22 protein-coding genes are annotated in these 26,020 nt (G+C 56.1%); 10 read left to right on the forward strand and 12 right to left on the reverse strand.

Going from position 1 to position 26,020, the window contains the following annotated elements:
• Positions 1 to 342: 342 nt before the first annotated feature.
• Together OSO_RS0106860 and OSO_RS0106870 are read left to right on the forward strand one after the other, a co-directional pair.
• On the forward strand, positions 343 to 1,878 hold the full coding sequence (locus OSO_RS0106860; RefSeq protein WP_010582709.1) for an ammonium transporter: 1,536 nt from the start codon (positions 343 to 345) through the stop codon (positions 1,876 to 1,878).
• A 301-nt stretch (positions 1,879 to 2,179) separates the two neighbouring features.
• Entirely contained in the window at positions 2,180 to 3,523 is a 1,344-nt protein-coding gene (locus OSO_RS0106870) for a BamB-related PQQ repeat family beta-propellar protein (protein WP_010582710.1), read from the forward strand.
• A 100-nt stretch (positions 3,524 to 3,623) separates the two neighbouring features.
• On the opposite strand, the gene OSO_RS0106875 is transcribed toward OSO_RS0106870, so the two are convergent.
• The 3 genes from OSO_RS0106875 to OSO_RS0106885 form a co-directional block, all read right to left on the reverse strand.
• Positions 3,624 to 4,934 carry a FliI/YscN family ATPase gene (locus tag OSO_RS0106875; RefSeq protein WP_010582711.1) on the reverse strand — a complete coding sequence of 437 codons (1,311 nt, stop codon included), beginning with the start codon at positions 4,932 to 4,934 and terminating at the stop codon, positions 3,624 to 3,626.
• A 56-nt stretch (positions 4,935 to 4,990) separates the two neighbouring features.
• Complete coding sequence (locus OSO_RS0106880; RefSeq protein ID WP_010582712.1) at positions 4,991 to 5,686, reverse strand: FliH/SctL family protein; 696 nt, start codon at positions 5,684 to 5,686, stop codon at positions 4,991 to 4,993.
• 101 nt (positions 5,687 to 5,787) lie between these two features.
• Positions 5,788 to 8,400, reverse strand: coding sequence for a FliG C-terminal domain-containing protein (locus OSO_RS0106885; protein ID WP_010582713.1), 2,613 nt, complete (start codon positions 8,398 to 8,400; stop codon positions 5,788 to 5,790).
• Between the two features lie 398 nt (positions 8,401 to 8,798).
• Here OSO_RS0106885 and OSO_RS0106890 point away from each other — a divergent pair, with 398 nt between their 5' ends.
• Positions 8,799 to 9,245 (forward strand): FHA domain-containing protein, encoded by a 447-nt coding sequence (locus OSO_RS0106890; protein WP_010582714.1) that lies wholly within the window; start codon positions 8,799 to 8,801, stop codon positions 9,243 to 9,245.
• Positions 9,246 to 9,251: 6 nt separating this feature from the next.
• On the opposite strand, the gene OSO_RS0106895 is transcribed toward OSO_RS0106890, so the two are convergent.
• Positions 9,252 to 10,808, reverse strand: a complete 1,557-nt coding sequence (locus OSO_RS0106895) for a purple acid phosphatase family protein (RefSeq protein ID WP_010582715.1) — start codon at positions 10,806 to 10,808, stop codon at positions 9,252 to 9,254.
• Positions 10,809 to 11,361: 553 nt separating this feature from the next.
• On the opposite strand from OSO_RS0106895, the gene OSO_RS42470 reads away from it, so the two are divergent.
• A complete protein-coding gene (locus OSO_RS42470; protein ID WP_040592031.1) occupies positions 11,362 to 12,414 on the forward strand; it encodes a TerC family protein in 1,053 nt (350 codons plus the stop codon).
• A gap of 277 nt (positions 12,415 to 12,691) precedes the next feature.
• Here OSO_RS42470 and OSO_RS42475 read toward each other — a convergent pair whose 3' ends face one another.
• From OSO_RS42475 to OSO_RS0106945, 6 genes are all read right to left on the reverse strand, one after another.
• Complete coding sequence (locus OSO_RS42475; RefSeq protein ID WP_157605072.1) at positions 12,692 to 13,957, reverse strand: YcjF family protein; 1,266 nt, start codon at positions 13,955 to 13,957, stop codon at positions 12,692 to 12,694.
• A 33-nt stretch (positions 13,958 to 13,990) separates the two neighbouring features.
• On the reverse strand, positions 13,991 to 15,988 hold the full coding sequence (locus OSO_RS42480) for a redoxin domain-containing protein (RefSeq protein WP_010582719.1): 1,998 nt from the start codon (positions 15,986 to 15,988) through the stop codon (positions 13,991 to 13,993).
• Between the two features lie 398 nt (positions 15,989 to 16,386).
• The gene (locus OSO_RS0106925; RefSeq protein ID WP_157605073.1) at positions 16,387 to 16,815 is read right to left on the reverse strand and encodes a hypothetical protein; all 429 of its coding nucleotides are present in this window, start codon (positions 16,813 to 16,815) and stop codon (positions 16,387 to 16,389) included.
• A gap of 84 nt (positions 16,816 to 16,899) precedes the next feature.
• The gene (locus OSO_RS42485; RefSeq protein WP_010582721.1) at positions 16,900 to 17,715 is read right to left on the reverse strand and encodes a phytanoyl-CoA dioxygenase family protein; all 816 of its coding nucleotides are present in this window, start codon (positions 17,713 to 17,715) and stop codon (positions 16,900 to 16,902) included.
• A 198-nt stretch (positions 17,716 to 17,913) separates the two neighbouring features.
• Positions 17,914 to 18,198, reverse strand: coding sequence for a 30S ribosomal protein S18 (gene rpsR / locus OSO_RS0106935; protein WP_010582722.1), 285 nt, complete (start codon positions 18,196 to 18,198; stop codon positions 17,914 to 17,916).
• 264 nt (positions 18,199 to 18,462) lie between these two features.
• On the reverse strand, positions 18,463 to 19,341 hold the full coding sequence (locus OSO_RS0106945) for an alpha/beta fold hydrolase (RefSeq protein WP_010582723.1): 879 nt from the start codon (positions 19,339 to 19,341) through the stop codon (positions 18,463 to 18,465).
• Between the two features lie 382 nt (positions 19,342 to 19,723).
• Between OSO_RS0106945 and OSO_RS0106955 the strand changes: the two genes are divergently transcribed.
• From OSO_RS0106955 to arfB, 3 genes are all read left to right on the forward strand, one after another.
• Positions 19,724 to 20,242, forward strand: coding sequence for a hypothetical protein (locus OSO_RS0106955; protein ID WP_010582725.1), 519 nt, complete (start codon positions 19,724 to 19,726; stop codon positions 20,240 to 20,242).
• Positions 20,243 to 20,377: 135 nt separating this feature from the next.
• Positions 20,378 to 21,202 (forward strand): ExeA family protein, encoded by an 825-nt coding sequence (locus OSO_RS47540; RefSeq protein ID WP_010582726.1) that lies wholly within the window; start codon positions 20,378 to 20,380, stop codon positions 21,200 to 21,202.
• A gap of 133 nt (positions 21,203 to 21,335) precedes the next feature.
• Positions 21,336 to 21,779 carry an alternative ribosome rescue aminoacyl-tRNA hydrolase ArfB gene (gene arfB / locus OSO_RS0106965; RefSeq protein WP_010582727.1) on the forward strand — a complete coding sequence of 148 codons (444 nt, stop codon included), beginning with the start codon at positions 21,336 to 21,338 and terminating at the stop codon, positions 21,777 to 21,779.
• 126 nt (positions 21,780 to 21,905) lie between these two features.
• Here arfB and OSO_RS0106970 read toward each other — a convergent pair whose 3' ends face one another.
• Positions 21,906 to 22,304, reverse strand: coding sequence for a YkgJ family cysteine cluster protein (locus tag OSO_RS0106970; protein WP_237729262.1), 399 nt, complete (start codon positions 22,302 to 22,304; stop codon positions 21,906 to 21,908).
• 204 nt (positions 22,305 to 22,508) lie between these two features.
• Here OSO_RS0106970 and OSO_RS0106975 point away from each other — a divergent pair, with 204 nt between their 5' ends.
• The 3 genes from OSO_RS0106975 (at position 22,509) to OSO_RS49725 (ending at position 24,821) form a co-directional block, all read left to right on the forward strand.
• Positions 22,509 to 22,778 (forward strand): hypothetical protein, encoded by a 270-nt coding sequence (locus tag OSO_RS0106975; RefSeq protein WP_010582729.1) that lies wholly within the window; start codon positions 22,509 to 22,511, stop codon positions 22,776 to 22,778.
• A 151-nt stretch (positions 22,779 to 22,929) separates the two neighbouring features.
• Positions 22,930 to 24,111, forward strand: coding sequence for a sulfatase-like hydrolase/transferase (locus OSO_RS0106980; protein WP_010582730.1), 1,182 nt, complete (start codon positions 22,930 to 22,932; stop codon positions 24,109 to 24,111).
• 86 nt (positions 24,112 to 24,197) lie between these two features.
• Positions 24,198 to 24,821, forward strand: a complete 624-nt coding sequence (locus tag OSO_RS49725) for a methionine-R-sulfoxide reductase (protein ID WP_010582731.1) — start codon at positions 24,198 to 24,200, stop codon at positions 24,819 to 24,821.
• 116 nt (positions 24,822 to 24,937) lie between these two features.
• Here the strand turns inward: OSO_RS49725 and OSO_RS0106990 are convergent, their stop codons facing one another.
• Complete coding sequence (locus OSO_RS0106990; RefSeq protein WP_157605074.1) at positions 24,938 to 25,771, reverse strand: CPBP family intramembrane glutamic endopeptidase; 834 nt, start codon at positions 25,769 to 25,771, stop codon at positions 24,938 to 24,940.
• Between the last annotated feature and the right edge of the window lie 249 nt (positions 25,772 to 26,020).

Below are 26,020 nucleotides of genomic sequence, written 5' to 3' on the forward strand. Positions count from 1 at the left end.
GGCGTCGCGCCTTCAATTCCGGTTTGAGTCCTCACAGAACCAAATTGGCGCGATTCACAGGCAGAACTGCAAGGCAGCTAGGCAGACACCGGAAATGCGAAAACAAATTTCTTCACATTCCCGACACGACAAGGACCTCAAATAGGTCTTCGAATTAGCGGGCGTTTTTTTCAAGTCGCCAAATTTTTGCTCCGCCGTCACTTTTTCGGGCACGCAGGTTGCGTTCGCCCGGATTATTCGCCCTGAAGTCGCGCGCTCCCGTGATTCAGTCGGGTCGAATCTGGTGGACGAGAATTTGTTTCTCGACGGTTATGAATGAATCATACTTTGAGGAAGCGCACGATGAAGATGTTGACTGTTTCGAGCGGTTGGCGGTGTGTACCCGCCGGCCTCGCCGCGTTGCTAATGCTCTTTTCCATGGCATTGCAGCCACCGGCTTGGGGCCAGGATGCACCGGCTGCAGCAGCAACCACTGAGGCACCTGCGACCGCAGCCGAAACACCCGCCGCTGAAACCCCACCACCACCTGCGCCGCTGACCACAGCCGAAATCAAGGTCATGCTGGACACCGTGTGGGTACTCATCACCGGGATGCTCGTGTTCTTCATGAATCTCGGATTCGCAGCGATCGAATCCGGGATGTGTCGCGCCAAGAACTGCGTGAATATTCTGTCGAAGAACTTCATCGTGTTCGCCGTTTCCACAATTGCATTCTGGGCAATCGGCTGGGGCCTGATGTTCGGAAACGATAAGCCTGAAGAAGGCAAAAGCGATGGCGGCTGGTACGGAAAAGCGGGTCTGCTATTCGTCCAAGGGGCTGACAACAGCCCTGCGACGGGCGACGGGTACAAAGGAGACTACGCGTCGATCGGCTGGACCGGTGTTCCGCTCAATGCCAAATTTTTCTTCCAGCTTGTGTTCGCTGGCACCGCTGCCACGATCGTCTCGGGTGCCGTGGCCGAGCGGATCAAGTACCACACGTTCATTGTCTTCAGCTTCCTGATGGGCACCTTGATTTATCCAATCGTGGGACACTGGATCTGGGGCGGTGGCTATTTGGCTTCCAAGGGTTTCTTCGACTTCGCTGGGTCGACTCAAGTGCATTCACTCGGTGGTTGGGCCGCTTTGGCTGGTGTCATCGTTCTGGGACCGCGTATTGGAAAATATTCAGCCGAGGGAAAAGTTCAGGCGATACCGGGTCATAACATGTCGCTTGCCACAATCGGATGCTTGATCCTTTGGTTCGGCTGGTTCGGATTCAACCCAGGTAGCACGATGGGTGTCGATCCCGGCCTGATGTCCCATGTGGCCGTCACCACGAACACTGCCGCCGCGTTTGCAACCATTACCGCCACGGCAACCGCGTGGTGCCTGCTCGGTAAGCCCGATATCGGAATGACATTGAACGGCTGTCTTGCCGGACTTGTCGCAATCACCGCCCCCTGTGCGTTCGTCTCGATTTGGAGTTCGGTCATTATTGGCAGTATCGCCGGAGTGGTTGTCGTGATCGCGGTCATGTCGTTTGACCGAATCGGGATCGATGATCCTGTCGGGGCGACGTCCGTCCATCTTGTGAACGGAGTCTTCGGAACACTTTGTATCGGGCTCTTCACGGAAACGTCGCTGATTCCAGCCGGAACAACGTTGAAGGCCGGTCTGTTTACAGGTGGCGGCACGGATCAACTCATCGTCCAGGCCATCGGGGTTGGAATGTGTTTCGCCTATGTCTTCCCCGTCTCGCTGGTCATCTGGTTTATTCTGAAGGCCACGATGGGGCTGCGAGTGACGCGTCAAGAAGAAATCGAAGGCTTGGACATCGGTGAACACGGCAACGAAGCCTATCCAGGTTTCGTCATGCAAGCACCATCCGGTCACTGATCCCATCCGGTCACCGATCGAAGTCTCCGCGAGGATCAGTTCGCGGGGATGATCGGATTGTGATTCATTTGAAAAAACGCGGGGATTCGAGATCGCTCGATCCCCGCGTTCGTCATTGGAGAACGAGCCTCGACCAGCGTTTCGAGCGAAACCAAATTTCGAGATCACCGTACATGTGCGTCCGCAACGAGACAATCACTCACTGCAGACTTTATGAAGTATGCAACGTCGTTTATGCTGGAACTTCCGCTATGCAAGTTCATTCCTGATTGTTCCCGCCGCCTGTTGTGTGAGGTCTTTGATGAACGCCCTGTATCGTGCTCTGGCTATCGCTGTGATCTCAACCGTTTGTTGTCAGGTGTCTTCTGCAAACGAATGGCGGCAGTTCCGCGGTCCCGATGGACAAGGTCACGCCGCAGGGGCAACCAACCTGCCAACCGAGTGGAGCGAGACGGACAACATCCTGTGGAAGGCCGAGATCCCCGGTCGTGGCTGGTCGTCACCTGTCTTCGCCGATTCCACGATCTGGCTCACGACGGCGATCGAAAAGCCGCTTTCCCCAGAGCAAGAGGCGGAACTGCGGGAGAAAAAACTGGCGGGAAATCCCGTTGCCAAACAGATGAATTTGTTCGAGTCCGTCGCACTGCATGCCATCGGAATCAATCCCAGAACGGGGGCGGTCGAACACAACATTCCGCTGTTCGTTCTGACTGAGCTCGAACCGATTCATTCGCTCAACAGCTTCGCGTCTCCGTCACCCGTGCTCGATGGAACTCGGTTGTATTGCCACTTTGGCGAACTCGGTACCGCGTGCGTGGACACCGAAACGAATTCGATCAAATGGAAGGCACAACTGCCGTCCAACCATTCGGTTGGCCCCGGCAGTTCTCCAATTGTCCATCAGGATCTGTTCATCGTCCCGTGCGATGGAACCGAACAGCAGTACGTCATCGGACTCGACAAGATGAGCGGCGAGCAGGTCTGGAAGACCAAGCGTCCACCGCTCACCGGTACGACGGGTGATGTGCACAAGTCATTCAGCACACCGCTGGTCGTGAATGTCGACAACCGCGATCAGGTCATCATCCCCGGAGCGCAGTGGGTCGTCGCCTATGACCCGCGCGATGGATATGAGATTTGGCGCGTGCGCCACGGCGAAGGATTCTCGAATGTCCCACGCCCTGTGGTCGGCAACGGAATGGCCTATATCTGCACCGGCTTCATGCAGCCGCAGATCTGGGCCATCGGTCTCGACGGCCGGGGTGACGTCTCCCAAACGCACGTCAAATTCAAGATCCCGAAACAGGTCCCAAATACTCCATCGCCGATCCTTATCGAAAATCAGCTGTACTTCATCTCGGATCAGGGAGTTGCGACAAGCATCGACGCCAACACAGGCGAGGTCATCTGGACCAAGCGGGTCTCGGGCAACTTTTCGTCGTCGCCACTTTTCGCCGACGGTAAACTGTACTTCTGCAGTCATGAAGGCAAAACGACGATCATCCGGCCGGGACGCGAATACGACGAAGTCGCCGTCAACACCCTGAACGGACAACTCATGGCATCGCCAGCGGTCCTCGACGAGTCGTTGTTACTACGCAGTCAGTCCCACCTCTATCGAGTCGGAATCGCAGCCCGCCCGTGATCTTGGACATTGTCCGACGTCCGAATTTGCGTTTCCCCTTGCCACGACAGGTCACTTCGTGAACCGATTGTGCGGCGCAAAAACGCAATTTGAGGTCGACTCAAATCTCACTCCTGGCATCCCTCAATTGCTCGAGTCGATGAATGGAATCCGCCAAAGTGCTGGCATCATGGGTCGGCTGCTGCAGATACGATTCGATCATCGCCTGCAATCGCAGCGCCGCATCGACGACGGAATTGGCGCCTGCCTGATAGGCCCCGATCGAGATCAGATCGTCCGCTTGCTGACGCGCCGCCATCAACTGCCGTAACGAACTGGCCGCCTGACGATGCGACGGCGTCGTCGTATCGGGCATCAATCGAGACACGCTTCCCAGGACATCCACCGCCGGAAAATGCCCCTGCTGCGCAAGAGACCGCGACAAGATGATATGCCCATCCAGGATTCCGCGAACGGTGTCGGAAATCGGTTCGTTGGTGTCATCTCCTTCCACCAGCACCGTATAAAATCCGGAAATACTTCCATGTTCCGTGCGGCCGCAACGTTCGAGTAACTTGGGAAGCAGTGCAAAGACACTCGGCGGATTTCCACGAGTTGCAGGATGCTCGCCCGCAGCGAGTCCGATCTCACGCTGTGCCTGTGCGAACCGCGTCACACTGTCCATCATCAGCAAGACGTCACTCGCCGAATCACGAAAGTACTCGGCGATCGCTGTTCCCAAGTACGCCGCTCGCAACCGCAGAATCGCGGGATCGTCACTCGTTGCGACCACGACGACACTGCGTGACAACCCGTGCGGTCCCAAATCCCGCTCAATGAATTCTCGCACTTCGCGACCACGTTCACCGATGAGAATCACGACGTTGACGGAGGCGGCCGTCGCTCGCGCGATCTGCCCCAGCAGGGTGCTCTTTCCGACCCCGCTGCCCGAAAAAATCCCGAGCCGCTGTCCCTTCCCCATCGTGAGCAAGCCGTCGATCGCGCGCACTCCCGTCGAAAGTGGCTCATCGATCCGAGGGCGGCTCATGGGTGGAATCGGCTTCTGATGCAGACAAACTCGATCTGGCAAGATTGGACTCGGACGCAGATCAATGAACTCCCCGCGTGCATTAATGATCCGCCCCAATAGACCTTGGCCAACTTTCACCCGCTGGACGGAATGCCCCAGAACGACGCGCGTTCCGCGCCGAACTCCGCTCATTTCGTCATAAGGAAACAAGAGCGTTTCTTCACCCGAGAAGCCGACGACCTCCGCTTCCAGCGAGCCACCATGATCCGCTTCGAGCCTGGCGATGGCGCCCAGCGGCGCGGGGAAACCCGCCACGGCGATCGTCATCCCGACAATCTTCGTGACACGCCCGGTCAATTTCGCAGCGGCAATCCGCTGAAGATGATCTTCCAAATCCAGCATCTGGCAGCCTTAGTGAAATTCGATCCACCGTCGCGACACAGGTCATCAAACCGGCACTAGTTCATCAATTCATCCGCGATGCGACCCAACATCGTTTCGATTGTCGCATCGATTTCGCCATGCCGCGTTTCGATTCGACATCCCCCCCGCGTCATGCCCGCGTCCGACACGATCGTTGTTTCACCACACGCCGTCAGCGATTGGACCACCTGCACCGCGCGGTCACCAAGGATCCCCAGGTCCGCCGAATTCAGATGAATCGTCAACTGCGGCTGGCCGACAGCAAGTCGCAGCGCGGCAGCAATCATCTCCTTCGCATCGCCCGGCCGTGACTCAAGTTGCCGCTGCAGCAATTTCTCAGCAATGGCGACGCTGATTCGCACCGCCGTTTGCTCCCAGCGCTGAATCCAGCGATCTCGCTCTTCACGAAGAAGTGCCGCCGCGTTCTGGAGCGCGGGGAGCGCCGTCGACAATTGCTCGGTGATTTGCGTCTCGGCAATTTCACTCGCTTGTCGGTGAATTGCCTCAGTCGCCTCTCGCATTCCTTCGTCAAGTCCCGACGTTCGTGCTTCACCCGCAGCGCGTTCCCGAATCTCGTGCGCCTCGCGATGCGCCGCCTCAACAATCGCCGATGCCTCGCGTGAGGCAACCTCCGTCAATTGCTCTGCCGCCAGTCGGAAGTCGACGAGATTATAGGAGCCTGGTTCGCGTACCTGACGGACTTCCGACGCTTTAATGATCCGAGCGGACATGACGACGCTCTCAAATGACTTTATGACTTATTAGTCAATAATTATTAATATCACTTATTTACAACACATGAAAATTGCATCTTGCGCAATTTTGTCAGACATCAGGCTGTCCTTTGCGCAGGACGAACCGTGTCACGACTGGTAACGGTCGCGTTCGAGGCCCGCCCTCCACGTCGTGATGCCAAACCTGACAGCGGAATCTCTTCTTCGATCGCAAGGCCCCGAATCGCCGCGGCAATCTGACGCTGAACGACCGTAATTTCGCTCAACGGCAATGGCCCCATGGCATTGATTTCGCGTTTCAATGCCATCGCCAACGGTGAAGCAACACAACTGAAGATCCTCTGCCGTAATCCCGTCGACACACCCTTCAACGCCACAGCCCAGCGAAACTGGCCCGTCCGCTGCATCACCAAACGCAAGGTTGCGTCATCGATCAGAGCCAGATCGCTAAACGAAAACAACTCGTCCTTCAGAGCATCCGCCACCGTTGAATCACGCGTTTCGATCGTCCTCATGAGTGACGCGGCACTCGACGAATCGGCGGCGCTCAGCATTTTCGCCGCACGGGCGACGCCACCGGTGTGCACCGGAATGCGACCAAGTCGATCATGTAGCAGCGCGGCGATGTCCGCCAAGACATCGAGATCGGTCGCCGCAAGTCGGGACACTCTCCCCAGAAGATCGGCCTGTGCTTCGGCCGAAAATCCAGACAACACTTGGGCAGCCAAAGGAGGTGATAGCTGTGATGTGACAAGTGCGATGGTCTGCGGATGCTCGTCCTGAATCAACTGACGGATCTCATCCGCGTGCCGATGGTGCAGAAACGCGAACGGCCCCGCTGCAACCTGTGCTTCCACCTTCACCAACGCGGGTTCGACATCGTCGCGTTCGAGTGTCCGTTCCAGCAGGATTCGAGCGGTTTCGGGCCCAGCAGGCTGCACCAGCGGCCGAGACAGGAACGACGTTTGAAACGAACTGAGGACTCGTTCCTGTTCATCGCGTGTAATATTATCAGCCTTTGCAATCGCAAAAGTAATCTGCTCGACCTTCTCACGCGTAAGCTTTCCAAGCAACTCGGACGCGAGCGACTGATCAAGACTTAATAACAGAATTGCAGCCTGTCGATCTCCGTCAGTTTCACTGTAGCTCGCCACGGAACCAACTTCTGACAATGTCTGTCCAACGACGGTTGCCGCAGCGATGGTGTCAGAGCCGATCAAAGCCCGCACATCGTCCCGCAATAAGGCCACCCGATCGACAACAGGAACGGTGGGACGCGGAATTTCGACCTCCTCGGCAATCGCGATCGAGGGGCCAGGTTCCTCGAATTCGGTGGGGAACGTCATGTCCGAAGTGCCCTCAGCCTGTTTCGCCGGACGACGAAACAGCCAAATCAGTGTGAACGCCAAGCATACCACGCCGACGTAGCTGATCTCCTTCTGCCATCGCCGAGCATGCTCAATCGTCTGATTCCAATTGAGCTGCGGCCCGTCGCTATTCCGATCGGCAGATATCCGATCAACAAACGTGACCGAAATTGCGTCGTGAGAGGAGGTCGAAGGAATCAGACGCCGCACAACGCGCTCGACCGTGGCCGCGACTTCGTCTTCCATCATGTAGGACTCAGAATCCGCTGCTGCACTTCGCGATTTTGAGGATCGACTGGCAGCCACCGCGCGAAGGTAGTCGCGGGGAATTGAGACGCTGACTCGCAGCCCAGTCGTTCGCAACGCATCCGACGAAGGCAACGGCGCACCGGAACTCGGAAGTGCGGTAGACGTACCTCGAAATGCGGCCGAATGTGAATCCGGTTGCATGATCACAGCAGGACGATTCGCGACGGAATCAAATTCAGCCCGTTCGTCAGATTGAAAATTTGTCGTCGTCGCAACACGCGATTCGGTGTCCTTGTCGAACTGCACCGCGACACTGACGTTGGGAATGTAGGAAAGCGCCTTCAGAAGCTGCTGCTCATATTGAGCAATCAGCGTTTCGTTCGCCGGGAGTGATCCATTCGTCGACGGTTCGCCCATCCGATCGCCATGGTAGGCGTGTCCCCGAGCGACATCAAAAACCGTGACGTCGACAGGCTTCAGATCGGGAACCATGTTCGCCACGACGTGCCGCAATGAATCCACCAGCGACGCCGTGATCTCGTAGCCTGAAGCCGATTTCAAAGTGACATTCGCGGTCGTACGTGGTTTCTGATTCCATCCATGCCGCCGATCGGAATACGCAATCGCCACCCGGGCGTCGTCGATCCCGGGAATCTGCTTGATGGTGCTGCGCAGTTCCTGAATCAGCAAAGCCTCTTTCATTTGCTGTCGCTGGCGATCCGTACTGAACGGCCCCAAGGTCTCGAAATGCTTTAACATTTGCGAGCCAAAATCGGCGGGTAGTGCGTTGACGGCCAGCAGTGCGGCATTGCCGCGTTCGAGATCCCTGGCTGGAATGAGCAATCGTGAACCATCACGTCGAATATCGACAAATCCCGCCGCTTTGAGCGCCTGTTCCGCCGCCGGGAGTTCATCGCCAACAAACGCCCTTCCGAACGACACAGGCTGATAGCTGGCCCGACTATTCGAAAGCAGCAAGGCACCAAAGCCAACGACAACCGCGAGCGAGATCGCTATCGATGCCACGCGACGCATGGGTGACATCGACCGAAATAGCTCGAAGAATTGTGCGGTGATGCGCGGCAGAACGTCCATGTTGGAGCGCGCGGTCGTTTGAGGAACGGAATTTAGCCAAGGCACGATGCGTCTTATAGTTGCGACTGGCAATTCGAGGCAATGCGAGTCGGTCGAACTTCTCTGTACAAATCAGCAGTTCCGCAAATCAATCCGCGTTGTGCCTGGAACGTACTTGACTCCCGTTCTCCTTTCGAGAGAATGACTTAACAAATCTTTACGCCGTCGGACTGCCCGGAAAAACCCAACAATCGGTCAAGCAGATCCGACGAACTTTCCTCATCTTCAACTTGTCGAATACGAATCGTCTCCAATTGAGCTACGATCTTGGAGTGGTCGGGGCGTAGAATAGTGATGGCCGTTTGACTTTATGGTGGTCTACAGACTGCCTCGGCGCGAGGAAGTGAAAGAATTCTGTCATGCGTGCACATCTGATACCAGTCAAAGGTCGCGGACGCCCGATTCAGATTACGCGCGATATCACCGTTGTCGGACGACAGGAAGACCTGTGCGACGTTTGCTTGAAGAAGAGCAGCGTTTCCAAAATGCACTGCGTGATCGTCCGCACGGATGGACTGCTTTTCATTCGAGACCTGGGCAGCACAAACGGCACGAAAGTGAATGGACAGCGCGTGGTGCGCGGTGCGCTATTGCCAGGTGATGAACTCGCCTTCGCCGGCGAGAAATTTCGCGTCGAGATGGGACCAGGCGACCCTGATCCCGAACCCGATCGCGACATGGAAAACCAGCACACGGAAATGATCGAATTGCCCGTGAAGGCCGCGGAAGAAAACTTCCTCGAGTATCAGCTTGAACCGCTCAAATCGAGTAACAGCGACGTGAAGTTCCTCGAAGAGCACGAATAACCCGGTTCATTTTGAACCGCGAGTCGAACTGATTTTCACGAGGTCATCATACGCCCGGCGCTCCCAGCCAATGACCTCTCCTGCCTCGTCGGTACGAGGGAAGAGCTGAACTGGGGTCACTTCCGTTTCCCAGACACCTTCGGAATTCTTGGCGACGTTGACCTCGAGATGGCCATAGTGCTTTCCACCCGAGATCAACTGCTTTCCAACCCAGACTTCCAGCGAGTTGTCATGTGCGAGAAACTTGCGGAACGGATTGTCGAAACCCTTTGAAGGTCCGCGCAAGCCGTCTCCACCAATCCCCACGTCGTAGAAATGAATCTGATGCGACGCCTTGGTGCCATCCGCCAGCGTTTGCATACCCGTGACGTGAGATCGCTCGAGCATCTCGTCATGGCCAGAAAAAACGATGTCGACGCCATACTGGAAAAACAGCGGCGCCAGCGCACGCATGGCAATTCCTGACTGCCCCGAGAACCCTGCATTTCCAAAGGGAATACTGTGGGGACCTGAACCGTACATCGTGTGATGAAACTGCACGAACGTAAATCGACTCTTGGTGCGTGCATCGGCCAGTTGCGATTCCAACCATTGATACTGCTCTGAACCAGGGTTGAAGTCAGGTGCATTGCTGCCATCCAGATTGTGATTTGTATCCGACGCCGACTTGTGTGGCAGACCGTCACTCGAATCGACGGTGATAATCGTGATCGGGCCATAGTCAACGCGGTAGTAACGCCCGTGATGCTTCGGATTCTTGGCGTGATTTGAGGGAACTTCGAAATAGGTTAGATACTTGTCCGTGGCGAAATTCGCCCCCTCGGCCGAATAGCCACCGCCTGGCCCCGCAAAGTTCTCATGATTCCCGATCGCAGGCAGAATTGGCACTCCAGAGGCAATCTGACCAAGCTCCCCGGCGTTATGTCGCCAGAATTCATCCCAGTCCCGTTGCTCACCGCCCGTTTCGACAAGATCCCCCGTCACCAGCAAAAAATCAGGATTGCGAGACGCCATCAATCGGCAGTTTTCCTGATACCCGATCGTTTGGTCCACAAGGTACTTCGTAATCTCTGCAGGTCGGTTGCTGCCAGCGGCCGAAGGCCACTCAACAGGTGGCGTCGTACTGGATTCGGGTTCCGTCTCTGAGTCCGAGTAAACCATGAATCGCACGGACCGATCGGACGAAGGAGATGTCCGGAACGAAGCAGAGTACTCCTTCGCCCCCTGTTGCACATGGTACGCATAGGTCGCACCAGACGTCAGACCCGTGACGCGGATTCGGTGCATCCAGGGAATCGAGGGATGCGGCTCGCCGGGTTCCGGTTTAAAGGGATTGTAGGCCAGCGACTTCGTGAGTACCGGTTTCGAAGTAAACGCCTTCGCCCCTTCAGGCAATTCAACGGTCAGCTTTCCTGCTTCGTCGGCCTCTGAGAACCAGATCACCGTCATTGCGTCGGGTGCTGGATTCTGTACGTAGGGAAGCACTCGAAACGATTCACCCGCTGTGACGGCGGACGCCAGCAGCAGAATCCCGGCAAACAGGAAATTTCGGAATTGGAACATCGGAACATCACCTCATGATGAATGAGTCAGAAAAAGGAGGGCCGCTCAGAAGAAAATTTGGCAGGACGATTCCTGAAGAATTCTGTTCCAGTTCGGTCTCTGCACCACAAATGATACCGATAGCGCCGAGACGCGATCCCAACGGATGGACGAAAACCGCCACCATTTGTGAAGATTATGTGAATTTCTTCAAAATCTCTACGATCAAGCAATTGTCGCCATCCAGGAAACGAATCGAGGTGCCGTAAACTCATTTCCAAAGGTGACGATTGCCGCACCGCAGTCCCGATTTTTTTGCATTTTCGGCGTCGTGGCGTGATCCAAAAACCGATGGCGAACGTTTTTAGGGAGTTGAGTGCGCAACTTTGCTTGCCATCGCTATACTCTGGACCGACTTCCACCGGCCGGTTGACATGACCGGACGAAGTGGACGATTTATTCGATCGGTTCAGCGGATCGGACGCAAAGTTGCACGTGAGCATGAGCCAACGTACAGCCTCGTAGAATTCAAATTCTGCAGGCAATGATCTTTCTCGGGCAAAGGGATAAACGCGTGACGGGGATTCTTTGGGGGGGATTCGTACTGCTGGTGCTTTTGATCCTCGCGTTTGATCTGGGAATCCTATCACGCGAATCGAAGACACTAAGCGCGAAAACAGCGTTGTTCCGTACCGGCGTTTACTTCACGCTGGCTCTGCTGTTCACGGGATTTGTCTATTTCGCGTATGAGTACCACTGGTTCAATCTGGGTGTGTATGAAAATGTCGAAGGCGAACACGCGGACGATGCGAGCCTGCCTGATTCCGGCCTGGAAGCAGCCATTCAGTTCTTCTCGGGATACATCCTCGAACAGTCGCTCAGCGTCGACAACATCTTCGTCATCGCACTGATTCTCGGATTCTTCAAAGTCCCGTCCGCTTATCAGCATCGTGTCTTGCTGTGGGGCATCCTCGGCGCGCTAATCATGCGCGGCGTCATGATCGCAGCCGGTGTGGCGCTCATCAAATACTTCGAGTTCATGACCTACATCTTCGGTCTGTTCTTGATCTACACGGCCATTAAGATGTTGACGGCCGGCGAAGACGACGAAATCGATTTCGAGAAGAGTTTTCTCGTCAGAATGGTCCGGCGGCTCTTCCGCTTTCACCCCGAATTCGTCGAAGACCATTTCTTCACACGAATCGACGGCAAGCTCGCGATCACACCACTGCTTCTGGCACTCGTCGTCGTCGAAACCACCGACCTGGTGTTCGCCGTGGATTCGATCCCGGCCGTCATTGGCTTGACGCGCGATCCGTTCCTGGTGTTTACATCAAACGTGTTTGCAATCCTGGGCCTTCGAAGCCTTTATTTCGCGCTCGCCGATCTGCTCGGTCGATTCCACCTGCTCAAGTATTCGCTGGTTGTGATCCTGGCATTCGTGGGTGCGAAGATGCTGCTTGAGAAGCTTCTCATCCCACATGATGCAGAAACCAAGGGGATCGTGAATCTCATTTCATTCGCGGTCATTGTTCTCACGCTATTCGGTGGTGTCGCGGCGTCGTTCGCATACCCCGAGAAGCATGAAGCCGAGACGTCAGAGCCCCCCGACGCACATCTCAGTTAGTACTTTTGTCAGATCGAAATGCACGGGTTGTTTGGCCGGGGCTGGACGAGCGACGCGCCGGAAGCTCCGCGGTTTCGGCAAGCCGCTCGACGCCGGCAACCCGAAGATTTCTGTATGACACGACACCAGGGATTTGTGGTTCGCCGTAGCAATGATCACACCCCGCTGACGTACTCGAGTCGCCACTCGTCTGTGGACTGCTCGACGGCCGCGTCAAAGCACGAAATCTCAAACGAAGTCGACCCTTCGTACAAGTCCCCAATCAGCTCAAGCATCATCAATGCCTGGCGGCGGCGTCCGGCTGGCGATCGCGCCAGACATGGACGGCTTGCTGCAGTTGATCGGCCCAGACTTTGTTCAGGTGCTCCGCTGAGGGAACGTGACCGTCCCGCATTTCGCCAAAATACCAGCAACAGGCTTTGCCGAGCGAATACGTATACGCAAACGCCATCGCCGCATTGGCCGTCTGCCCGAGGAATGGAATGAACTTCAGCGGCGCCTTCACGGCCGATCGCACCGCCAGCCGTCCTGCCACAACCCCGGACATCTTCAGCAGAAGTTCGGCATTCATCTTTTGGTCATAAAGGTCGGCCAACAGGTAAACAAGCCGCGACTGAAGCGCCATGACGACCGGAATATCCACCCAAGGTAGCGGTGTCGCCGCAGATGTCGCGGCGAGCCCGCTGTAGGTCAGGATCAGCGGCATCGCCTGTCTGGCCGTCAGATCACGTAGCGAACCTCGTAACTCATCCAGATGTAACAAGGCCTGACGGCATGCGGCGGGCAAAAGTTCACTCAAGGTATTCTGCAGCCGTTTCCCTCCGACGTTTGGCTCGTTGTATCCCTCTTCGGGACGAGTCAAATCGATGGGAACAATGCAATTCACCAGTCCAGCAAATCGAACTTCCTGCTCACGCAGACTTCTCTGCAGCGCGGGATGGATCGCACGAGCGGAGGGATGAAGATCACATGCCGGGCTCGATTGTGCCGTTGCTGTCGTCGTCGCGTCGCCGGAATTCGAGACGGCCAGCGCCGTGGACACAGCATCGAAGGGATCGGGTTCGGGATGCTGTTCGAAGGGGTACGCTTCGTGCAAGCTGGTCAGAGCCAGCACGATTGGCCTTGATGGCCGCGCAGCACGAATCGCTTGAAGCGGCTTGATCACCTCCGCCAGGGCGTGGTCCATCACCCGAGCGACCACGATCACAACGTGCGTTGAGCCATCAAACGACTTCAAATCCTCTGACGGATCATAGCCGACTTCCCCTAACCCGCGCGTATCAAGGAAACGCATGAGCGGCTGGCTTGTCGAGGGAAAATCGTATTGGAACGAAGTTTTCGTTTGCGGCTGAAACCCGTTGCCGATTTCCGCCTGCGTCGATCCGGTCAGATACCGGATAATCGACGTCTTGCCACTGCCGGTTTTTCCAAACAGCCAGAAGACCGGCACCGGCATCTTCTTCAATAGTTCGTCACGCTTCTTTTCGAACTGCTCATCAGTGAGCGGCCCAAGCCCCATCCAGGATTTGATACTGTCAAACACGATGAACAGCCTTGTCGAATTGCGACGGGCTGGTCACTTCTTAGGTTGACTGCCCTTCGCCTGTGGGTTTTGCGCAACATTCGCTGCCTTCAATAGCTCAGGCAACTCTTGCTTGACGTCGGTCATTGTCGCATTGCGACTTTCCACTTTACCGTCTGCGTTCACCAGAAACATCGTGGGGAACAAGATAATCCCATAAGACGTCGCCATCGGACTGTTCAGCCCACCGGCCTGGTTTGCAGGAACGGGCTGGAAAATCTGCGGCCATGTCATGCGATGCTTGTCGACATACGACTGTGCTGACGCTTTGTCGTGCTCCAGGGCGACCCCCACGATCTCAAAACCCTTCGCTCTGTTCTCTTGATACAAAGCACGCAGTGCGGGAATGTCTTCCTCGCACATCTTGTATTCACTGTTCCAGAACACGACCAGCACGACCTTGCCACGAAGCTTCTTCAGATCGAGACTGCCGCCCGCCAGCATCGGCCCTTCCAGGTCGAGCACCTTGCCATTCAGATCCAGTCGCTTGATGGCACCTTGTGCGCGTGCCGCCAAGGTGGATTTCGGGCGTTCTTGAACGATTCGCTGGTACCAGACAACAGACTCTTTCGTCCGCCCCTGCATTTCTTCATTGTTTCCCAGCGTCATCATGGCATCGTCCGTGTCATCCGCAGTGGGATACTTCGTCACAAACTCCTGAAGGGCTTGGAGCCATTGCTTCTGAACCTCGCCCTGCTTTTCCTTCTTATCTTCTTTGCCGTCGAGCTCCTGCGCATTGACGTAGTATTCCGCCTGCAACAAGCGATAGTTGGTATATGGAATCAGCGGCGATTTGGGAGATTTCTTGGTGATGTCAGCTTCAATCGCCTTGAGCTCTTTCACGCCTTCGGGGTAGGTTCCCATCTGCGCCGCCAACGCGTAACCATCGACCATCTGCTTCGTCAGAATCGTCCGATCGTCGTCGCTATCCGCTAGTTCGATAGCGTCTTTCAACAAGACGGCACGCTTGGACATGAGCGTCTTGACCTGGGCAGCAGACTGGCTTGGCTGCAGCAACCGCTGTTCGATGTCCTGAAGTTCTTTCAAGATATTCGCGACCTTAGGCGATGGCCCAGGAAGTGAGGTCGCAGAGTTTCCGGACGCGATCAATGGTTCCATCAGGACGCCGCCGCTCGTGGTGATCACATCACCTTCAATCGGCAGCGGAACCTGCGTAATCTTCCAGACTTCGCCCACGCGAATCATTTCACCGATTTGTACGGCCGCGAAAGGATCCTTCTTGCCGGGCGTCTCGATGATCGCCATTGCACTTTCATAAACATTCAAATCCGCGTTCGCCTTTTCATCGTCGAACGGAATGGTGCTGGGCATTTGCGCGTCGAATCGAGTCCACTTTGTCTGCGGACTGACCGTCTTCGATTTGTCGAGAATCGCCTTCGCCTTCTTGGCAGGATCGGCTGCCGATTCGAGCAATTTCGCAGCGAGCTGAGGGTTCAAACCCAGTGTTTTCACATCATCGGCATTGATCATCAGCGCCGGCCACGCGGCCTGATCGCCAGTCACCATCGCACGAATTGCTTCCTTGGAAGCTTCCGCCGCGGACAGGACCTTCCACTGATCGATACGGCCATCCTCATTCTGATCAATGCCCCAGCGTGTACCCGCCAAATTCAACCAGCGGTACTGATCAACCTTCTGGTTGTTGTTCGAATCAATATCTCGATAGACCTCAATCCCGTGATTGTAAAACCGGTATTGATCAAGCGTGCCATCACCGTCGGTATCGAGGAACCGGCGCAGCACCTGACCGGAGGGTCCGGTCACAACCCAACCGACGCTCTTCCCTTTTCGCTCGGCCTCCAGTTTACACTTGGCGATTTCGTCCTTCTTGGGAGTCTCGTACTCAACGTCCTTTTGAATCGGAGTACGAGCGAGCACTTGTGCGACCGTCGGCTCGGCATAGCTAACAGCCGGGGCGAAGATTGAGCAGCCAACCACCAAGCCACAATACCAACGAGATTGCGAAGTCATCCTCGCCACTCCCTTGAAACCAGACGAACTTTCTCCACCGCCAGCGAATCGGGCAGATGGCATCCATGCGAGCCGGCGAATTCTAGAGATTGCCCAATTTTGAGTCATCAGCAATCTTGGAACGTTCCGACAGTCCTCGAACTCAGCTCAAACCCCCAGCGATGCCTCTTCCCCCCTCGTTACCAAGCTCCCGCTTGGTAACGCCTCTTGCACTTCTATTTTCCATCGAGCAGGAAAAGCGGCCCCGAACCGACGTACACATTTCTGATGTAGGAAACATTGCCAAGCGAGAGCGTTACAGCGTTGTCCTCGTTACCAAGCTCCCGCTTGGCAACGCCTCTTGCGACCTCAATTTTGGTCGAACGGAAAAACGCCCGCCCCCCCTGCGTCGTCAAAAATTACTTGGCCGCTGGAGTTGGCTCGACAACGACAAGGACGTGGTTCACTTCGTCGTACTGATACTTCTTACCGCCAGGCAGAACCGGCAACTGGATCTGATTCGCCTTGATGATCTGCTCCATGAACTCGTCATAGTCCTTGGGGTAGCGATCATTGGTCGCATGAAACAGATCGACCGCGTGCTTCACCTGTCCTTTCATGAGCTGCTCGACCATCGGGCCATACGCCTGCAAGCCACTCAGGCCCGGCGTGTCGACTCTCACTTTGGAATCGCTGATTTTGTTGTCGGCGTTCGGATCGAACTTGCCGACATCCTGCGTCTTCTTCCCGACGATGAACCCTTCGGATTTTTTCGTCTGATCTTCCAAGCTTTTCATGCAACCACTGAGCGTCAGGACGAACAAGAGACAGAAGAGCGATCGTGGCATCGTCGTGATCCTTGAACCAATGACATTGACAGTCAAAACAGTGTTTCGCATCCGCAGAAAATCATACCACGTCGCGGCCTCGAATCATTGTTGATCGGACTGCGACGCATCAACGGCCACCATCCGTTCCCAATGCCGCTTGCCGATCTCTTTCACGCAACCATCGTCCCAGATCTCAAGCGGGCTGTAACCGGGGTGCTCTGACTCTTTGTATGGGTCGTTATGACGCGTGTTGTAGCAGCAGATGAAGGCCCACCGCGGATTCTCGCTGGTGTTCTGATCCGATCTGTGCAGCGTATTGGCGTGAAAGAAAATTGCGGATCCTGGTTCCAACTCACAATATTCGAGCGGCAATCGTTCAAGCGCAGCCGCAACGCGTTCTGGATCGGCACCCGTTTGCTCACCGACCTTGCCGTGATCGAGCCGTCCCAGCAGATGCGAGTGTTTAACGACCTGCAGGCACCCGTTCTCTTTCGTGGCGCCGTCGATCGCAATCAGGCAGCTTGCCATGTCAGGAAACAGACAGCCGTTTCGATACCAGTACCCATAGTCCTGATGCCAAGCCCAAGCTCCGCCGACGCGAGCCTCTTTCAAGATCAGCTTATGGTGGTAGTGGTACACTTCGTCGTCGAGCAATTGCTCGATGGTTGCAGCGATTCGCTGGCAGCGGACGAGTGCACCATAGATCGTGTCGTCGGGCAGTTCGTTGCGAACCACCAACTTGACGGCGCCGCCTTCGCCGTCCGCTCGCTGCAAAGTATCGCGATCGAGGCCCTGATCCGCTTTGGCGATCTGCCGCAGCAACTCGATCTCTTCCGAGTCGAGCAGGTCCTTCACGATCAGGTACCCCTCATCATGGAATTGATCGATCATCGACTCGGTCAGCGCGAATTCAGGCATTTCGAAAAGACTCCCTCACTCCATCCATGTGGCCTCAAAGCCCAGCATAGATGACGGAAGCCTCGGCATTCAACAGGCCCAGGCGAAGTCGCTTCCGGCAAGATCAATCACAACCGGAAAAGAAAGAGCCCGACAACCGAATTGCCGGGCTCTGATTCTTTTATGATCGAGATTGTCAGACGACAACCGTCGCCTGGATCACTCTTCGGCGACGTAAGGCAGCAGCCCGACGTAGCGAGCGCGAAGAATCGCTTCGCGGACAGCACGCTGGAACTTGGCACAGTTGCCCGTCTTACGGCGAGCAAGCATGTTACCTTCGCGATCGATCATCGTCCGAAGGGTCTTCAAGTCTTTGTAGTCGACGAAAACCGGACGAGGTGACTTGTCGCAGCCATGTGGGCAGAATCGGCAGCGCAGCTTCTTCTTCAGGCGTTGACGCTTCTTGCGAAGCTTCTTGATTTCAGTCTTGGTATAAGCGTTCATCGTCAAAGCACCTCAGGTTGGTGATTTCGGCAGCTAACCGAAACCCGTTTCGTGAAGAAACGCGGGAGGAATCAATTCACCGTTGTGAGCCAGCGGCCCCGCCATCGATCTCATCGACGGCTCAGCGTCAGCGCTGAAACGGGTGGGAAAGTATCGTTGTCTGGGCTCGAGATTGCAAGCCTGCCCCACGTCCTAGGTCGGAATTTCCTCATAATACGGAAGTTCAAGGCGGACAATGACCTGTGTTTGAGCCGCTTGCCGCGATCAGAGCGGATGCGAATCCAGAAAGTCCCCAATCAGAGGCACGACTTCTTCAGCGGCATCTTCAAGGATGTAATGTCCGCAATCGGGATATTCGTGCACCTCGGCCTCAGGAAACCGAAGCTTCCACTCCTGCAGAAAATGGGCATCGAAGACGAAGTCGCGATCGCCCCAGCAAATCAACATCGGCGCTCCCTTGAGCAGCCAGAGCCGACTCGCTGTTTCCGTGACCAGGTCAAATCCGCGATCTCCAGATCGAAGCGGAATATCCTGGACGAACCGATGAACCGCGATGCGATGAGCCCAACTGTCGTATGGCGCACAATAGGCGTCACCGACTTCTGACGACATCGGTCGCCGGGTGACGCATGATCGAACGGCCCCACGACTGAATGCATTGAATCCTCGGACGAGCATCGCCCCCAGCGGACCGCGTGCAAGCTTCAGTTGCCACGGGACAGGCTTTGTTGCGGGAAGGTGAAACGCGCCCGTGTTCAAAATCACAAGGCGGCGAATGCGTTCGGGATACTTCGTGGCGTACGCCATCCCGATCATGCCACCCCAATCATGCACCACGAGCGTCAAGTTCGTCGTCGCCTGACAATGATCGAGCCAAACCTCCAGGTCCGAGACCCGCCGCGCCAGCGAATACTCATAGCGGTCATCCCCTGGCTTATCCGACAGTCCGCAGCCAATGTGATCCGGCACCAGGCAGCGATACCGATCGCGCAGGGCGTGAACCAGATTGCGGTAGTAGTAGGACCAATTGGGATTGCCATGCAGCATCACAACCGGATCGCCGCGGCCTTCGTCGAGATAGTGCATCCCGACTCGATTGATCTCAACGAAGTTCGACGCAAAATCGTAACCAGGAAATGCCACGGTGCCGCCATCATACTGAAGAGAGATTTCGCAGCAGCCGTGCCGCGTGAACGAAAATCACATCATCGCGGCCACGATGAAATTCTTCCAGTCTGACGGCGGTGTTCGAACCCAGTTGCCGACCGACTTTGTTGACGACGCCATGATGGAGTGTAAACCACCAATTTCGCCTCTCGGGTGCGACTTGACCTCCCGGCAGCTTGAGTAAAAGCAAGTAATGTCCGGGCAAATCCGTATGAACGGCACCACGCGTTCAATCGCCTCAAGTCGATCTCTGTGACGGACGATAGAAACATCGAGCGATCCCCGCTGGGGTTCGTCCCAGTTCGTTTGTACCGTGCAATCTTCGGTAAAAACTGCCGCTGTGGCTCGGAGCCTTCACATGACCGCGAACGGAATTCCGAACAACGACGAAGACGCAACGGTGATGATGGAAGCCGCGGACACAAAGTCGCGCGGACAAACGGCCGAACCGTCCCGACGCCGAAAGCGAAATCGAAAACCGATCGGGACCATCTGGGGTATTGGCTTTCTGCTCGCGATGATCGCAATCGGTGGCGTGGCCTGGAAAGTCCTACCGCACTCATCGAACGCTGACGACGGGGATGAAATCGCGGATATCGACGGATTCGACGCCGACACACCGTCGCTGGGCACACCTGTCCCCGACGACATGGTCGCGTCAAATACACAGAACAGCGCAACGATTGAACTGCCGCCGCTCACCGGCGAGATCGCAATTCCCTCTCGAAATGCCACCGCAAGCTCTGTCGCTATCGGAACGCGCACCACGGCAAACGCCTGGCTGACGGGCACAATCGAAGATGCCGATTCCACAGACGGCATCCGCGTGCCAGAACGACTGTCGGGAGGCCGCAGCGACAATTCCTCGTTTCGATGAAATGGCAGGTCAGGCTCCTGACAGAATCAAAAACGCCAGGGCGTCGCGAAGGCAAAGGTGCCTGTCCGCATGATTTTCACAGACAGCGAGCGTGCGGCAGGTTGCCTCACTTGATCATTCGAAAGAAAGCACGAAATGTACGAACGGTATTGGAAGCTCGAACGAGCCCCCTTTGATCAAGATCGCCGCACAGAAACGTTCTATTCCAGCCGGTTTCATGGTGAGGCCCTGATCAAGCTCAAATACCTGATTGAACACGGCAAAGGCTCGGCGTCACTCGTCGGCGCCAGCGGGACAGGAAAAACCCATGTCCTCGAACTGGTCCGCCAGTCGGTCACCCGCGGGCCGGTCGTCCACCTGCTGTACCCGCAACTGACGCCGCATGAACTCGTCTCGTACATCACGCACGAACTCGACGCCAATCCTCCAAAATCCGCAGGTGCGGTTCCGGGGATGGATCTTTTGCTGCAAACACTTGAAGGCCGGCTCACCGAACTGACTCAAGCTGGCCAATCCCCCGTCATCATGATTGACGATGCACACCTCATTGATGACCGGCGTGTTTTCCAAACACTGCATCAACTCATGAATTTCCAGCGACCGGGTCGAACCAACTTCTCTTTGATTCTGGCCGGGCAGCCAGAACTCGCTGGAACTTTGCAGCGACATGAACAGATGTCGGATCGCATTGCATTTCAGTGCCTGCTGCAATCGCTCACCGCGGCAGAAACCGCGGCCTATGTTCGCCACCGGCTACTGACCGCAGGACGTACTGAATCGTTGTTCGACGATTCGGCCCTGCGCGCCATCTTCGAACTTTCAGGTGGCATTCCACGCCGCATCAACCGGCTCTGCGATTTTGCGTTGCTGATCGGCTACGCGAATCAGCTTGCGTTCGTTTCCTCAGATCAAATCGAGGGCGTGCACGCCGAAATCACACGGTCGCCCATCGCCGCCTGACGCCCTGCTCGACGTTTCGTGCGATGATTCTTGTTAGAATTTTCGGAACGCGGCATTTGTGGCGAACCTTGGTCGTCTGCCTGTGTCGACGTGCGACGGTGCGCTGTTCGACGACAGAGGATTGAGGCAGACCATGTTTCCCGCTGACACAGAGGTGATGCAAGTCACTCGACGAGTTCGCATTCCCTGCAGCGAATTCTCGTGGTCCGTCGCGCGCAGTTCCGGCCCCGGCGGCCAGAACGTCAACAAGGTTAACTCGAAGGCCATCTTGCGGTGGAGCGTCGTACAGTCGAAAGAGCTGCCTGCAGATGTGCGTGAGCGATTCGTCACCGCCTTTCGGTCACGTATGACCAACGACGGCGACATTGTGATCAGCAGCGAACGCTATCGCGATCAGTTGAAAAACGTCGGCGACTGTCTCGAAAAATTGCGGGCAATGATTGAGTCAATCGCCATCCCGCCCAAACCGCGCCGTGCAGTTAAGCCGACCAAGGCCTCGAAGGTTCGACGGATCACGGCCAAGCGCGAACGCGGGGAAACCAAGCAGAGACGCAAGCCTCCTCGCGCGGATGACTGACCCTTTCCACATCGACTCGGTCCGCACCGCGTGTGCGACCATCAGAAACGTTGATTGACGTTGATTGGATCGTCGTCAAGCAGTCCCTGTTTTGCTTGACGACCAATCCACACGTTCACCCAGTCGTCATGACGTCACATCTTGTCGACGTCGCTGCAAGCAGCTTCGTCCGCCGAGCTCGTAATCGCGGCAGACCTGTGGCCGAAAGGAATAGTGCTGGCACGAACGTGATTGAGGATCAAACCACAGACAGGCGGCCTGCGGCTCTTGACCTCGTACGAGTCCCGCAAAGTGGTCGTTGATTTCGTCAATCAGGGCCTGAGGAAGATCCACAGGTCGAAACGGATGTGGCTCCGGAAGATCGTGTCGCGAAGCGTAAAGCAGAACCGGTGATCCGATCCCCTCGCAACACAATCCACAACCTTCACAACTGTCTGGGGGCAATAGAGGTAGCGTAAGGATCATGGTCACCCACTTGTCAAGCACGCCAGAGCGAGATGACGCCGCCCCAATCGCTCGCGCCATCCAAACACGCTTCAGCCTTTCCACCATCAGTGGATTCACCTATGTTGCAGGGAGTGCGACCGAGTTGGATTCGTTGGCCACGCGGCGACATCAAGTCATCGAGATGTCAGCATAACCGTGCAGAAGTCGCTTGACCAACGGATGAGCTGATTGAATAATCCGCCCCACGGACGGAACCGTGACGATTGGCAAGGAGGCCGTTGTATGCCACAGGCAGAGCTGCAGGAAATCGGATATCGCTGGACGAAACCCACTTGGGAGCGGGCCGGAGATCGGACTTGGGTACTGATCGTCCCAAGTCAATTTGCGGGGACAGACGAAGGCGGAGGAACGACAGATCCTCGCTTCGACCAATCCCAACGAATGTACGAGGTCTTCGAGTTCGACGGCACGTGGTTCGATCAGTTACACGAATTGCAGATCGAGCGAATTCTTGTCAGCCCTCAGTGGCGGCGAGCGCTCCGAACGCCTTGAATCCATAAAAAGCAGACAGCCCGGTCGACATGTCCGGGCTGTCTGCTTTCACCACTGGTCCGATTGTACTACGGTACGCGTCGACAAGTGAGGTGCGATTGCGCATTCACCTGGCCACACGACTTTCACCGTTCCGTCCGGACCAATCTCAATGCAGGCTGTCATTCTTTCGTTTGAGTCTCTCGCCGCGAACTCGCTGGGCTGCTACGGCAACGAATGGATCGAAACACCCAATTGGGACAGGCTCGCCGCGTCAGGTATCGTGTTTGACAATCACTTTGCGAATACCATCGGCCCAAACGCCGGATGGAGTTCCTCCCCTCCATCCTCGCGACCATTGCCAACAGATGCGTCTGCGTCATTGTCATTGGGAAAGTTCCTTCGTACGCGACAGATCGCGACAAAATTGATCGTTGCCGGTGCTCGTCAGGCGTGGCAGGAGCAACTCGATTTTGACGAAGTGCAAACCGTTGTGGGACGCGAAGGATCTGATGCGCCTCCTGACGAAGTCCCCATCGCCGCGCTCGTCAAGGCGGGAGTCGCGGCATGGAACGACGCTTCGTTCCGCCAGGGTTCACGACTTCTGTGGCTGCACTCGCTTGCACCGGGAGTTCCCCCGACCGGATTTGAATCGCTCTACTTTGAAGACTTCGAAGAGCGTGGACAGGTCATTTCCGAGCTGACGGACGACGAGCGGGCGCGTCATCCCGCCGTCTATGCTGGTGCCGTGTCACTTCTCGATCATTGGCTCGGCGAGTTGATGCAGGTCGTTCTCGAGTCGACCGATCAGCCAACGCTGCTGATTGTCACCGCCGCGCAGGGAACACTTTGGCACCGCATCGAGCAACGGTCCGCTGACTCGACCAATGCCTGGTGCGATGCGCTGACCGATCAATGCATCCGCACACCGCTCGTCCTGAGCGTTCGACATGATCCTCGTTCAGAAGACGTTACTTGCACGCGATCCAATCATCTCACCCAGTGCCATCATTTGGAATCAACACTGATCGACTGGTTTGACCAGCCATCCACAACGCCCGAGTCCCCCGCGAACGAGACTAGCTGGCTTCGACATCACCAGCGACCAACGACGTCGGTCCCCCCGGCCTACATTGCGAGTTCCCATGGCGACGACGCGGTCCGTACGTCGGAATGGCTGTTGATCCGAAGCCGATCAGGTGACTCAACCAGCACAGGCGGAGACGACACAACGACAACCGCAACACAACGGGTTTCCCTGTTTGTGAAACCCGAAGACATCTGGGATGTGAGCGATGTCGCACCGCAGCACCCCGAAGTGATCGAAGGTTTGCTGCGGCAATTCCCCTGTTGAAGTCATCCGACTCGAAACGTACCATTGTCGACGTGCATACAATTGAATCGAATTGCGATGGACGTGTCGTCTCTTGGAGGCCGAGCATGACGAAGAATCAACGGTATTTCGATTGGCACGCATCGGCGAGTGTTCTCGCACTGGCGGTGGTGCTTGCCATCGGAACCCAGGTGGTCGGAGACACCCCGAAAGCCGATGCGGAAAAGAAGCCACCGGCCAAGGAAACTCAAACGGACAAGGAGTCGAAAGTGTCCGAAAAGCCAAAAGATGAAAAGACAAAAAGCGATGAGCCCGCCAGCACAAAGGCGGCTCCTCGCAAGTACAATCTGCTGAACAAGGCCGAAGAACGCGTCATTCTCCATAAGGGAACCGAACGCCCATTCGTCGGTGAATACACCAATCTGAAAGACGCGGGCACATACGTCTGCCGCCGCTGCAACGCGCCGCTCTATCGCTCAAAAGATAAGTTCGAGAGCCACTGCGGTTGGCCAAGCTTCGACGATGAAATTCCCGGAACCGTCAAACGCGTTCCAGACATCGATGGCATGCGCACGGAAATCGTTTGCAAGAACTGCGGCGGACACCTGGGCCACGTCTTCATCGGCGAGAAAATGACGGACAAGAATACGCGCCACTGCGTCAATTCACTCTCGATGAAGTTCTACGCCGAAGGCAAGACGTTGCCACCCGTGATCAAGAAAGAAGACTGACTGCGACGCGCTGGCCAATGAGCGGGCCTGCATCGGTCGTCAAACAAACCGCCCGCTGGTCGAAAACTGGGTCATTGTCTCGTGATTACGGGGCGCGGGAATCCACGCGCGACGGACTAGATTTCTTGAATCAGGATAACGCCCACGACGACGTCGTAAGTCGCATGGGCCCCTACCGTAATTCCAAATCCGCGATAGAAATAAAGCCCTGCGAAGAACATCCCGGCCAGCACGCGAAACACAAAGCTGAACCAGAGATCACGGCTGGACTGCACACGGAAAAACGCGTCGGCCAGCATCGAAATGGCATTCTGGCCGCTGTCAGAACCAAGGTAATGCGCGAGCGAGAAAACAACACTCGTCCCGACGACGGTCACGGCAATGGCCCAGTGCTTCGGTACCAGGAGCACCCGGAGCGCCAGATACGAGATCGGAAGTAGACAAAGGCGGAATAGGAATTCTTCGTAGATGCCGGCCCCCATGAAGGTGACCAGCCGAATCAACGTCCCCGAAGAAACCAAACCCTCACCCATTTGCAGCCGCGGACTTCCTGCCTGCCGAAAACTCAGATCAACAAGCTGTCCGATCATGATCAACAGAAAGGCATAGAGCAGACTTTCCGCCACCATGCCGCCCAGCGTCTCCCAAGTTGTCTTCCAGGGTTGTCGAGTGACCATGTGCCAGGCAATGAGTGCTCCTAAAAGCAGCGCCGGCGGCATCCAGACGATCTCGATCCCCACCTGATTCAGCCAGAGACGCAGCCACGCGTCCGCTCCGTTGCGAATACTCGTCCCACGCGAATGAGCCGCAAGTAGAACACCCAATTCGTAGACGAACAGCAACGGCACCAGAAAGATGAGATTGCAGAACGGACGTTGGGTCTCCCGCCAATAGGGAAGTGGCGGTCCGCAATTCACAGGAATCGTCTGGTACGAATCGTCCAGCGTCATGAAGACAACTTCGAGCAAGCGGTGAGTTCAATCCCTCGACTCGCCCTGTCATCGTCGCCCCACTTGCGCGAAATCAAAATTCGGAGCCGTTCCCCGCAAAGTCTCGCTCAATCAAATTTGGTATACTCCACAGTGTAGGAAAGCGATAACGATCGTTTCGGCGGTGGGGGTACTGCTGGCAAGTGAAACCTTGCCGATCGCAAGATTCAGTAGACCGCGACGGATTCGTCCGCCGATTCCATTCAAACT

The organism is Schlesneria paludicola DSM 18645, assembly GCF_000255655.1.
Taxonomy (GTDB): domain Bacteria; phylum Planctomycetota; class Planctomycetia; order Planctomycetales; family Planctomycetaceae; genus Schlesneria; species Schlesneria paludicola.